We start from the raw sequence: 13,078 nt of genomic DNA on the forward strand, positions 1-13,078 counted from the left end.
AGACTTACAGCATTTCCCTTGAAGAACTGATGAAACGGGGAAGGAAAGACAAGCGGTCGAAGGCACGAGCTGAATTCTGCTATCAATCCCATGAGCAGGAGCTCATACCTTTATCTGTCATTGCCAGATTTCTCAAAACGACCATTCCTCCAATTGCTGTTCTTGTGAAGCAAGGTGCTCCTGAAGTGGAGGAGTACTGCTCTGCATAGGGCCAAATTGAATTAAACTTTTTAGAATCCAGCCAAAAGTCCTGTCTGTGAATAAAGGATCCATTAAAAGCAGGGGTTCTTATATATCCTACTTGCAGAGAATAGTCTACTGAATAATTTAATCCCGAGAATACCCTAAAGTAATGGCGATCAATGATGATTGCATAACGGTCGTGCAGTCATAACAGATCATGTTGCAACTGTTTTTAAAAAGATGGTCCGTCCCTGGTGGAAAGGAAAAGATGGTCCGTCCCTAACAACAACTGACCACAGATTAACCTGGTTAAGATGATTTCACTAAATCAAGACCATTTAATCCCGCAGAAAGACATCTGCTGTCACCCCGTTGAGATAAATATCATCAAGGTAAAGTTCTAAGGGGTCATCAGGATTGTCCCCGGCAGCAAACTCAAACTCTACCTTATTAACCGATTCAGAAGCGACCTTCCAGGGGATAAACTGCTGTGATGAATCGAGTGGCATGATCAGATACAGTGAACTGACCGGAATTGTATGCACCTGCCAGGAATCGGTCAGGTTTACGATTGCACTGAATTGCGAGTGCCCGGAACCAATACTGTCGTAAGCTGCTGTTTCCAACCTTATTGTAAGATTGCCCCTGCCCCTTGCCCGGAAAGAAATCGATTCCATTTCGCTCAGGTCAACACCTGTTTTCCCTGAGGAGACAAGGTAAAATCCTGCTCCTGCCCAGGGTGGGTTAATTGAGCGATCAAGAGATACCTCGAACAAGGCTGCTTTACCACCCCGGCCATCATCGGCAGAACCAACTTCTATCGAGGAATTACCCGGGGTCTCAAACGTATCGGAAATCTCAGTCCACATCCTCTTTTCGACATCCCATCCCTTCGCGCCCGCATCGGAATAGGTATACCAGGTTATACCCCGGAAAAGATTACTGATAGTAGTCGGGCCAATTCCCGTTTCAAAGTCATCGATAAGCAGATTCTCAAATGAGATCTGCAGTGTATCAGAGAGATTGGACTGGAAGCTCATGTTCAGCCCCCGAAGAATCAATGGACGCCAGTTTGTCGGGTTTCCTAATGCAATCAGAGTGTAAGCTCCTGATGGTATCCCGGAAAGAGTGATCCTGCCCGGTGATTGAGCTGAAGATTGATAAGTGGTTCCGGACAACCTGAACGAGAGATTTTCTGCTTCAGCAGGATTGACAGTCGCGCTCATGGTGAATACGGAGTCCAGATACAGAGTATCGCCGTCAAACTGTCCTGCGCTGACAAATCGCAGAAAACGTCCCTCCGTGCCCCTGTCAATCTGAATATTGACAATGCGGGAGCGACTCGCTTTAAGGGATAAAAATCCACCTCTGTCAACAACTGCGCTGTCAAGTACAGGATTGGCCTCTCTGCAGATACTGTCCATCCAACCTTCTGCATCGATCACTTTCACAACTGCACCGGATGCAGGCGCGCCGGATGCCAGGGCGACAAAGGTATTTATAGTCTCGGTCCCGCTTCCTCCGGCTGTCGGGAGAGAGCAACTGAGCAGAGGGATAACAGAAAAAAAGACAATCAGCAATCTCAAATTCATTCTTTTTTCCATTTGTTGCAGGTAAGCGGGAAGACCTGGAAGTTCAACTGATAGACCTCCTCCATACCCTCATCCTCAGAGATTATCTGCAGAATCTCTCTTCTGAATTCAGCCAGTCTTTCCCTGATCAGTTCCATACAGGCTTTAGAACTGCTTACAGTGATTGTTGAAATATCACGCTGCTCTTTTGGAATCCTTTCAATTGACTCCATCCCCAGCCGGCACATCTCTTTCTGAAAAGATCTCACTGCTAAAGCCGCCATTTTACCATCGGTTCTGATAAAATCATCAGTCAATCGCCATACACCATCGCTGTCTCTGAATATCAAGCCAAGCTTCTCAAGAAGCTGTACCGATTTTTTTGTCTGTACTTCAGTTATCTCAGGGCATAAACGACGGGCAAGGTCCTTATAATCTCCCGTAAATGGTATGATCTTGATCAGATCCCTTAGTGCAGCATTATACCAGTTCAGAAAATAATCGTATTTATCTTTTTCCAGCAGAACCGCAGGTGAGTCCCGTAAAGATAGCATTTTTTCAAAATAGAGCCTGGTTTCCTCGGTCGTTTTGGCCCTGTTGAAACGGACCAGAAGTTCAAAATACTTCTTTTCTGTTCTCTTCAGTTTTAAAAAGTCACAAAGTTCAGCCACTTTAGCAGTACTTATATGTCGCTGTTTGTTTAAGATCTTTGCATACAGGCTGGCATCTATACCTGTTTTCGCAGCAATATAACGAAAGGAGAAGAAACGGTTTTTCTTGTTATGATCATAGTGATCTTTAAGAAAATCTCTGTAGTCCAGGTATTCAAAAACAGGTTTCACCTGATATGCCTCCGGCTGTGGACAAAATCTCTCACTTTCCAGGTCGCCTCGTTACTTTAATAATACCTGAATTACCTTAACTTTTATACCTGAAAAAATAAAAACTGTGGACAATATAGACCACAAAATGTTATTGAAAAACAAACTTTCCATTATTTTTAAGTTACATTATCTATAATCAGCAGGTAATCGATCGGTATAAAAATTCATCTAAAAACACAAGGAGCTGTCCTATGGGGTTTGTAAATGCAAAAAGATTCCTCTTCTTATGTGTTCTTTTGACCTCTTTTTCTGCCGTTTTCGGACAGCTTCCCGGTTTCAGGGTAGTAGGCAGGCAGCTTTTTGACCGCTGTGGAGAAGAGGTTGTACTCCGGGGCATTAACAAGATGATAGTCTGGACAGATATAAATGGAACCAGTTTCCCTGAAATTGCCAAAACCGGAGCTAACTGCGTCAGAATAGTCTGGGTCACCACAGGTGATGTTGATAAGTTCGATAAGGCCATAGCTGCCTGTTATGCAAACCAGATGATTCCCATGGTAGAGCTGCACGATGCAACAGGGGAGTGGAGTAAGCTCTCAGCAATGGTTGATTGGTGGGTCAAGCCCGAAGTCGTCAGTGTTATTCAGAAACATGAAGAGTATCTTCTGGTCAACATTGCAAACGAGTGCGGAAACCAGGTCTCAAATAACGATTTCAAGTCCGGATACACAGAGGCAGTTACCAGGATGCGCACAGCAGGAATACATGTACCACTGGTAATCGATGGTGCGGGGTGGGGAAAAGACATAGATATCCTGCAGGCGGTAGGACCAGAGCTTATCACCGCTGATCCTGACCACAACCTTCTCTTCTCTGTTCACATGTGGTGGATTCCGGAATGGGGTTACAGCGATCAGATGATCAAGGACGAAATCGCTCAATCGGTGCAGATGAACCTGCCATTGATTGTGGGAGAATTCGGAAATACAGCCGCTGCCTGTACCGGTGTTATTAACTACAAACTCATTATGGAGGAGTGCCAGAAAAACGGGATAGGGTGGCTTGCCTGGTCATGGGGACCCGGCAACAGTGACTGTCCATCGATGGACATGACAGAAGACAGCAAATTTGAAACACTCCGCGACTGGGGCCTTGAAGTGGCGGTAACTGACCCCAACAGCATCAAAAACACCTCCGTAAGGCCAAAGTCAATAGTAGATGGTGCGTGTGAAGGAAGCAGTGCAACAAGGTTCAGCGTTTCTGTTATCCCCTCAGGACGGGGAATTGTCACCATTTCCCCAAATAAGGCTATTGTCGATTCGGGAACAGTAATCACCCTTACGGCAGTCCCCGATGAGAACAACGAGTTTTTAAACTGGAGCGGAAGTGCCGAAGGATCAGAGAACCCCCTTAGCATCACAGTAACCGAAAATCTTAACATAACGGCTGCTTTCACAAACAACGGTCCCTCAGTTGGAGCTGAACTGGTCGCAAACGGTGATTTTTCCGCAGGTGAAGAGGGATGGGAGTTCTGGGCTGGAGAAGGAGCAGAAGGAACCTTCTCTGTAATAAACGGCGAGGCTGCCATCACAATGACTAAAGATGGTGACGAGGGATGGAAAGGACAGATCAAATTCGTCGGAATTGATATCTCTCAGGGAAAAACTTACCTGGTTTCATTCAAAGCCAGAGCCTCAGAACCCTATGATTTACAGACAAATATCGGATTAAACGAAGAGCCATGGACTACATATTCCGGATACAAAACATTTACCGTAGGCACAGAGATGGATTCATTCTCATTCGAATTTACGATGAGTCTCGCTGATGACCGCAATTCCAGAATCGTCTTTGATTTAGGGACTTTTGCCGGAAATCTCTACCTGGATGATGTCAGCATAAAAACGCTAGGCGGAAGCAGTATCGAAAGAGGCATAGCAGCTAAACGGGCATGGGCAGTAAAGCCCATCACGGTTCTCTCCAGAGGAAGCGGGAAATTTACAATCACCACAGCGTCAAACATAAACGGCACATTTGAGCTGCTTGACATTTCCGGAAAGTGTGTAGCAAGATTGAATCCTGGTAGATACAATGCCGGATCACACAACCTGAGTTTCAATACATCCAATCTCTCCTCTGGAGCGTTTTTCATCCGTTTTTCCAATCCCGACATGCAGTTCTGCACACGGGTGGTGAATATCCTCAGATGATAGCGCTTCTTTAACAATCATATCAGCGCACAGACCCTGCAACAATCCCCCCTTGTTGCGGGGTCTTTTTTTCCAGACAGGCCATGGGACAGACTATCATTTTACTTTTTCTCGATCCCAGATGTGGAAAACAGGGCAGACTACCTTTCTTCCATAAATGCCTGAACCCAGCCAATAAGGAATTTGCATTTATCTGAATGTATGATATGATATCAGTAGTGTCTTATCGAGGTCGGTATCGGTCTCGGTATCAAATTGCCTTTTATTAAACTTTTTTAAATCAAGGAATCCAATCTTAATAAATCAAGGTTGTAGATCAGCGTATGGATATAGAATCTGCACATAAAAATCTCTTTTCCCCGGACGATTCAACGGTAACACAAAGTCTTCAGGTACTTGGTTCTGAGGGAACCTTGTCGGATTTATCATCCATGCTGGTTCTTCTGAAATGCACTAGCGGTTCTCTGAAGAAGGCCACCTCGGAATCTATCATGCAGTTGATCAGGGAAAACCTTATAGCCTGCTTTAATGATCTTGGTATAAATGTCAGGCAGAAGCTGGGGAAAATATTGCAATCTCTGGACTCTCCAGTAGTTGATGAGCTCGGTAAAGATATATTCTGTGAGAACGAAAGGCGGCGACTCAGAGCCGTTCAGATACTGGGCCTTCTTGAGAATAATCCCAGAATCAAATCTATTCTTGTCAAATTGATACACGATATCGATGAAAAAATTCGCGCCACCGCAATAATCATTCTTGGAAAAATCACCGCCCAGAACGATCATGACATTCTCCTCTCCCTGCTGAGCGACAACGATAAGAGGGTCCGAGCCAACACAATCGAGGCTCTTGAGATTACCGGGAACAAACGACTGATCCCGATTCTACTTCGTTTTCGTAAAGACCCGGTCAACCGTATCCGCGGAAACACTCTCAAAGCTCTTTACAACCTGGGATATACCGGTATAGAACAGGATCTCATGGAGATGCTGAAAGATAAAGATGAATTCATGAGAGCATCGGCACTGTGGGTAGTGACCCAGATAAAGCTGAGCAAACCTGACTTTGAAGATATATCCGCATCTTACCTTTTAGCAGAAAGCAGTATGTTGAGATCTAATGCATTAAAGGCCCTGAAAACATTGAATACTCCTCGTTCGATTGGATACCTGAAGTATATGGCGCTGCCGAAGGAGGTGTTTTTGCCGGAGAATTAGCCGAATAAATAAAGGATTTCCAAGTCTTAAATCCTAAAGGATAGAAAATTACTGCTCTGCCATAATCTCTAAAAGGTCTATTTCCTGTTTTAAAGCTTTCAGTACAGCCTTACTTTTTTCTAAAAAACATCTATATCATTCTGCCAAAATACTGCGATACAGAGGGCAATATATCTAGCCTGCTTTACCATAAGGCTTCCGGACCATGCCACTTTCAAAAGGACATATTAAGCGGTCAAGTTATTTTACTGCTCAGCGGATGTTCAACACAGGGTATAACTGCTGATAAACAGGAAGTACCAGTGCATTATAGTTTCATGCATTATATTTACAGAAAAGGAGGCCCTATGAAATACATCCTGCTCGCTGCTTTTCTGCTTTTTCAGACCGTTACATTTGCCGATGATATTCCCTCTCAGTCAGCATGCTACCTCAAACTGAAAGTCATAGGGGAAAATCCCAATCTTGACGCAGAGGTGGGATCGGCAATTGTTGAGGTTTCCATGGTTGATGGTAACAAAAAGCCCATCGAGGGTATTGAGATCTCTTTTGAGGCAAACGCCGGGACTTTTCAGTGCTACCCTGCAGGAAAGACCATGGAAACAGATGAAGATGATTCAGTTCTGAGAGCCTGTTTCAGGACCGATGCCAAAGGTATCGCACGTGTTCACTTTGTAAATATACCATTCAACCTGCTTGTAAATATCAAGGCAACAGCGGAATGCAGTGATATGACTGTTTACGGGACTGGAAACATTTCTCTTAAAAAACAAACCCGCAGGTAAAATTGAAAATCCCTTTTCAGAGATCACAATTGGGTATAAGCTTTAAAAAGTGGCGTGTTTTTCCACACGCCACTTTATGAATATCTTATCGATTCGATATAGCATAAGCCGCACCGGTAAGCGGCACTCTCTGAAGTATATCAGTACCTATCTGAATCTCTGCCCAGAGATTTTGATTCCCGGTTATTACTGATGCAAGATCCTCTAATGTTGTGCCTTCACCCAGACGGGCAGTAAAGTATCCGCGCTCTACTGCAATTGCCTGGGCATCAGCAGTAAGGAAAGTCTCTGTATAAAGAAGGTTCCCTTCAGAAGCAGCGTCGAACAGCTTTACTGTTACATCGAGCATAACAGGCTCTGTATTTCCAACCGGTGCACCTTCAGAGTCAAAAAGTCTGGCAGTAATTGCAATTTTCTCTCTGTTTGGCTTTGGAATCCTGACAAAGACAGCAATCACATTTCTATTACTTTGCATGACAATTGTAGCCGGATTCTCACTTCCGGTTAAATCACCCTCCCAACGATCAAATCTGTAACCTTCCGCTGGTGTGGCTGTCAATACCACTGATTCTCCAGCTTCATAAGTGCCGGAACTCGGTTCGACTGTTCCGTTCCCATTCGTCGTCACGGAGAGAGTCCAGTTCTGTGAAGCAGCATCTGTCCAGGTGATGTTGTCAAAATTGACATAGGCATTCCAGTCTGGGGAATGTGCATAACCGACTTTTCCAGAAGGATTCGCATCATCGGTTACTTCTCCTCTGAAACATCGATATAGAACCTGAAAGTTAAACCGCTGATTTCAATCTTCAGGACGAAAGTAGTATTCATTGCAAAACTTGAGGCAACGGTTCTTCCTTTCTTCACAATCAGTGGAATAAGTACCGTCTTACAGCCGGAAAGGCGGATATTTGTCTGTCAGCAAAAGAAAAGCGTATGCATTCACCCGCAGTGTCCACCTGAATACATCCACCGTAAACTCATGCATCCCCCTGGGATATTTCCCGGTAAACAGAATGGCAAACCAGGCTATCAATGTCACAATAACAACCGCCATATAGAGAAAAAGCAGAACCACATAATGAGGAATAGCCAGAAACCACTTTACAAGGGGCATTCCCCTGTGCAGTTCCGATTCCGCATCAGGATATCTCAGTGTCAGTTTTACAAACTGCTCATCCTCAATAGACGGATACTCATCCCGGAGCAGAAAGAGATAAGAACCCACTCTCGCCATGAATTTTGAAAGATAATAAATCCAGTCAAACCACACTCTGGGATATTTTTTTCTGAACAAAATAACCAGCAACACCGGCAGAAAAAGAAATCCACCACCAGCCAGTCCGCATTTTCCCACATATACTCCCGTCAATAACCCGTAGAGAATCAGAACAGGAAGAGCCAGAAAAAACCTGAAGAATGCCGTCAGCCGATCGGTTCTTTGCGGATACTCAATCGAGATATCTGCGTATGGATACTCGTTTTCCATCTTTTATCTTCCTTTGTGTCTGGTTTATTTACAGTGACAGATAACAGTACAATTTAATTTAATCACAATTAAAAATCCTGATCCGTGATTTTTGGAAAATTTTCTTTATTTCATAAAAACACGGCAGCCCAGGATCTTTTTACCCTTTTCAAGCTCAACAAGATACACTCCAGGTACAAATCCTCCTCTGTTAACAGGTTTTTTCAACCCCTTGCCTGCAACTCTCCCACGCAGGTCGTAAATTATCACCTCAGACTGTCTCCATTCCGATTTCCTCATAGCCCTGTTGACACCTACCGCCTCAGCAGGTACAAACTTCCACTGCTGGTTATAATTATCCGATGCATAATCTGAATACTGGATGATCGGGTTTCCATCAATGGACGACCCGTCTTTGTTATCAAGGACTTTACCGCTAAGACGGTTGACCATTTTATAAAATCCCCCCGTCATGTGCACAGGCTGCCATTGCTGCGCGAAACACCTGTCAATAGTTCTGCACCTGATTTGCGTTCCGTTCTCTGATGAACTGGTATTGTCAAGTGCATGGCTCCCCTCATTTATTGTAAATGTAAAATACCCGTTGAACAGATCCTCCGCTCTCCAGACCTGATCCGCAGCTTTAACAGCCGTTCCCAGAGCAACATCCCCACCTGCAGTAACACCGATAGCTTTCCCTGTTCCCCTGTTTTCAATCATATATGTGGAACCTGATACCAGGTTTCCGTCAACCAGTTCCAGGCGGAACATCTGGTTGTCCTTGTAGGAAAAACTGCACAGCACCGCATCAGCCCCCTCCGATCGGGACTCATTCTGTATCTCCAGTGCTTTCCCCAGTGTGTTTATATTTATCAGGCGGTGATATCCCCCACCGCAATCCAGAACATGCCACTTCTGGTTATAGGCATCCGCCCAGTCATACTGCAGAAGCTTTGCCCCTTCCTCCCTCGATGCCCCGGATATATCCATCACCTTTCCACTTGCAACAGAAGAAATTCTGAAATGTGAGGCACCGATATTCTGGATACGCCACAGTTGACTCGCCGCTCCGGTATATTTTTGCTGCTGCACTGCCGACCCGTTTGTACCCAATACCATCCCGGAGTGTTTTGCCGTGATCTTATAAACGCCATTTATAAAATTCCTGCTTCCGGCATGCCACTCGCCTGTCTGCACATCTATATCCCACTGATCATTCCACCTGACAGACAGAGATGTGCCGTTCACCTCGATGGGAAGCAGTACCACACGGGACATACTGAAATTGGAAACCGCCCACCTGTCTCCTGTATAAAGAAAAGAGGTAACTGCACTCCCTCTCACAGTAACAGCAAAACCGACCTGGGATTCATAAGTGTGGGTCGTACTGGTAGCGATATTCCCGCCCGCTTTCCAGGGCCCTCCAAGTGATGGTGCGTAAAAATAGTGGTTATCGTTGAAATCCCACCCTGTGCACCAGGACATCAACCAGAAATAATAGCCTCCGGTTTTTATAATCGCATGCCCTTCACACTCCATATCATTTGATGCAGAACCACGATACACCTCTCTTACTATCCCTGTATAGGCTTCATCCAGCTCAAAAAGGCTTACACTCTGATTACCCTCTGTTGTACAGATAAGATATGCCTTGCCATCGTCATCCTGATAGACATTTATATCTCTGCTGTCAATTCCCATCGGACGGAAATGCGATTTGAACTGATAATTGCCTCCAATACTGTTACTTACCGCATAGGCCACCTCTGCAGTCTTGTATGCATTGTGCCCCTCAAAATGCATCCACATGACAAACTGACCGGTTTTGACATTGTGCAGGATTTTAGCACGCTCGATTACAGCTCCGCCATCCAGATCCTGATGAGAGGTACGGTCCAGAATACGATTTACAAAAGTCCAGTTTTTCAGATCAGATGAGGAGTAAAGATTCACCCCCTCAAATGTGTAATTGTTGTTTGAACGATCCATTCCCCAGAGATAGTACAGACCATCAACCTGTATTATTCCGCCCTCAGTAGCGACAATCAGTTTTCCTTCAGTATCACGCCAGTCTCCACCTGGCTGGATCATCTCTGTTCGGGCTGAAATGATGTTAAAAATGGCGGAGCACAATAATAAAAGAGGCAGCAGATGGGGTATTTTATCAGGCCTCATCGGAATCTCCTTTAAGGATTCTGACCTGGTAATAAGATAATAGAATATCCCGGAAAAAGCTTATCTTAACAAGGGTTTTCCTCTCCTTTGGAGGAGAACCGCAGAGTTAGGCAAAGGCACTGTCCACATCAGGTACCGTATAAGCACCTCGGTAATTACAGGCACAAAAACTATAATCAGAAAAACTCAGGAATTTTTTCAGACTTGCTGTTCCATAGGAGTTCCGGACAATATTATTTCCGGAGAGGACTGTAGATTACGGGATTCGAGTTTTTTGATGAACTCCATAAACCCGTAGGGTGTAAACGGCTTTTTTATAAACCATTCATCACAGATAACATCTTTTAAATTATCCGGAACCGGATACCCGCTCATCCATACAATTTTCAGGCGTCTGTTTATCTGCTGAACCTGTTTTGTAAAGAGAGGCGGAAGCATATCAGGCATGCAGATATCAGTAAGAATAAACCAGGCCTTGTCTGCATTGGAGGAGAGCCATTCAAGCGCTGAACTGGCATTAGAGAATTCAACTGTATTGTACCTGTTGTACCGGAGCACTTCCATGCAGAAGCCGCGCATTGTCGGATCATCATCGATAATGACAATGGAGCCAAATCCGGAAAATCCCGCATCCAAACCAGATTGGGCAGATAAAAGCGGCAGTTCGATTATGAATGTGGTCCCTTCACCCGGCCTGGAGTCAACGGTAATAGTTCCTTTATGTGATTTGACAATACCGTAGACAACCGAAAGCCCCATTCCTGTCCCGCCTTTTTCTTTTTTGGTAGTGAAGAATGGATCAAATATCTTTTCCAGCATTTGCGGAGGGATACCTGTGGCATTGTCTTCTACTTCAATTTTTACCAGTTCCTTTTCCTCAACCCTGCTCAGTCGCACAATAATAGCGCCATTGGAAGTGTTTTTCTCCTTTAAAGCATCACTGGCATTTGTGCACAGGTTCAGCAGGCACTGGTGAATGCTGCCTGAATCACCCATGATGAAAAACTGCTCTTCGGGAATATCAAATACTACATTGACTGAGCTTGTAGCGTAACCGGTTACAAGCCCCTTAACTTCATCAGCTATTTCATTTAGATTGATTCTGATGAATGTTATTTCAGTGTTGCCTTTGCTGAATGAGACCAGTTTTTTAATCAGATCGTATGCTCTGTTGCTGGCATTGAGTATTGTCTCACCCATTTTTCTGCTTTTTTCATCAGTGCTTTTTCTTGTGATCAGATTGCTGTAACCGCTGATGAGGCTGAGAATATTGGTGAAATCGTGTGCCAGCCCGCCGGCAAGCTGGCCCAGAAGCTCCATCCGCTGGGCTTTTGTTATCTGCTCGTTCAAACGCTTTGTCTCGGTGATATCCACTCCTATTCCAGCCAGTCCGGCTATCTGCCCGTCAGAATCGAAAAGCGGATAGGTGTTTAATGCCACAGCTTTCCACTGGTTATCCTTTGTCTTGAAATGCACCTCCTGAAGCCTCGGATACGAGTCCACCCTTTCCGTTAGAATACTGCTTAGATCGAGGTTTGTACCAGGTGCGATCAGATCCCGGAGGCTCATTGCTTTAAGCTCATCTTCACTGTACCCTGTCTGCCTCACCATCGAGGGATTGGCGTAGATTATGTTACCGGTGACATCCAGACCCACAATAAGAGCAGGAGAGTTCTCGTAGAGAGAGCGGTAACGGCTCTGGGCAAGATAAAGCTGCTTTTCAACTTCTTTTGCTTCTGTTATATCACGTATAACTATAAGGAAGCCCGCATCTCTGTTGTCACTTGCGACAAAAGCGATATTCGCCTCTCCGATTCGTTTCAGTAAACCATTCCTCCGGCATTCTATCTCAATTTGTATCGGCTTGAAGGGGTTTTTCCTGCAATCCTGAAAAAAGTTGTTGTAGTTTTTGTTGCTGGGTCGGATAAAATCGGTAAGGTTACAGTTCAATACAGAGTCCTGCTCAAGCCCGGTGAAACGCAGAAAACCGGGATTTGTAAACCTGATTATACCCCTTTCATCACACCATATCACCGACTCCCACATATTTGACATTATATGGGAATAAAACTCCTGTAAAGACTTGATCTGAGCATACTGTGACTGTAATCTCTGATGGGCAGCTTCGATATGAGAGAGAATCTGCTTCTGTGAACCGATCCTGAATATAAACCATGATTTCAGCTTTTCAATAAGCGGTAATTGAGGATCCCAGGTAAGTTCATATATGCAGGAGTCTGAACCGTTATGTAAAGCACAGCGTAATTCCTTAAGGGTAACATTTTTATTGCATCTTTGCTCACAGAGAGAAAAAGCACAACCTTTATTATATTCGCAGAGATTCTTAGAGTATCGGGTTTTGTCATGCGGAATGAATTCTATGGTATCACTATTGATTCCGACACTTAAATCTACAGTGATACTCTTGTTTATTTGTGAAAAATGTTTATTAATGCGAGCTAAAAGAAACTTTTTGGGAGCGATTTTGAGGAGAAATAGCTGGAAATTTGAAATATACTTAGGGTGTGCGGAATTTTTTGTGTAAACTGGTATATAGTGCAGGTGTATTTAATGCTACAAATAATATAACTGTATAGTTTATGTAATTGCAATAGTGTTTCCAATAATTGGAACCCTTCCCCCATGGG

General features: G+C 44.4%; 10 protein-coding genes. 4 read left to right on the plus strand and 6 right to left on the minus strand.

The window, feature by feature from the left end; all coding sequences use genetic code 11:
- The coding region (locus tag GX089_09080) for a hypothetical protein (protein ID NLP02633.1) at nt 1-209 on the plus strand (209 nt) is incomplete at its 5' end.
- A 312-nt stretch (nt 210-521) separates the two neighbouring features.
- Here the strand turns inward: GX089_09080 and GX089_09085 are convergent.
- Together GX089_09085 and GX089_09090 are read right to left on the minus strand one after the other, a co-directional pair.
- Nucleotides 522-1,775, minus strand: a complete 1,254-nt coding sequence (locus tag GX089_09085; protein NLP02634.1) for a hypothetical protein — start codon at nt 1,773-1,775, stop codon at nt 522-524.
- Entirely contained in the window at nt 1,772-2,596 is an 825-nt protein-coding gene (locus GX089_09090; GenBank protein ID NLP02635.1) for a TIGR02147 family protein, read from the minus strand. Before GX089_09090 ends, GX089_09085 begins: the two co-directional genes overlap by 4 nt.
- 233 nt (nt 2,597-2,829) lie before the next feature.
- On the opposite strand from GX089_09090, the gene GX089_09095 reads away from it, so the two are divergent.
- The 3 genes from GX089_09095 to GX089_09105 all read left to right on the plus strand — a co-directional run bounded on the left by GX089_09095 (nt 2,830) and on the right by GX089_09105 (nt 6,790).
- Complete coding sequence (locus tag GX089_09095) at nt 2,830-4,788, plus strand: cellulase family glycosylhydrolase (GenBank protein ID NLP02636.1); 1,959 nt, start codon at nt 2,830-2,832, stop codon at nt 4,786-4,788.
- A 323-nt stretch (nt 4,789-5,111) separates the two neighbouring features.
- Nucleotides 5,112-6,005, plus strand: a complete 894-nt coding sequence (locus GX089_09100) for a HEAT repeat domain-containing protein (protein ID NLP02637.1) — start codon at nt 5,112-5,114, stop codon at nt 6,003-6,005.
- A gap of 347 nt (nt 6,006-6,352) precedes the next feature.
- Nucleotides 6,353-6,790 (plus strand): hypothetical protein, encoded by a 438-nt coding sequence (locus GX089_09105; protein ID NLP02638.1) that lies wholly within the window; start codon nt 6,353-6,355, stop codon nt 6,788-6,790.
- 85 nt (nt 6,791-6,875) lie between these two features.
- Here the strand turns inward: GX089_09105 and GX089_09110 are convergent, their stop codons facing one another.
- The 4 genes from GX089_09110 to GX089_09125 form a co-directional block, all read right to left on the minus strand.
- On the minus strand, nt 6,876-7,418 hold the full coding sequence (locus GX089_09110) for a hypothetical protein (protein ID NLP02639.1): 543 nt from the start codon (nt 7,416-7,418) through the stop codon (nt 6,876-6,878).
- Between the two features lie 258 nt (nt 7,419-7,676).
- The gene (locus tag GX089_09115; protein NLP02640.1) at nt 7,677-8,276 is read right to left on the minus strand and encodes a DUF4389 domain-containing protein; all 600 of its coding nucleotides are present in this window, start codon (nt 8,274-8,276) and stop codon (nt 7,677-7,679) included.
- 105 nt (nt 8,277-8,381) lie between these two features.
- On the minus strand, nt 8,382-10,430 hold the full coding sequence (locus GX089_09120) for a family 43 glycosylhydrolase (protein ID NLP02641.1): 2,049 nt from the start codon (nt 10,428-10,430) through the stop codon (nt 8,382-8,384).
- A 198-nt stretch (nt 10,431-10,628) separates the two neighbouring features.
- A complete protein-coding gene (locus GX089_09125; protein NLP02642.1) occupies nt 10,629-12,485 on the minus strand; it encodes a PAS domain S-box protein in 1,857 nt (618 codons plus the stop codon).
- Between the last annotated feature and the right edge of the window lie 593 nt (nt 12,486-13,078).

The sequence above is a fragment of the Fibrobacter sp. genome (assembly GCA_012523595.1).
GTDB lineage: Bacteria > Fibrobacterota > Chitinivibrionia > Chitinivibrionales > Chitinispirillaceae > JAAYIG01.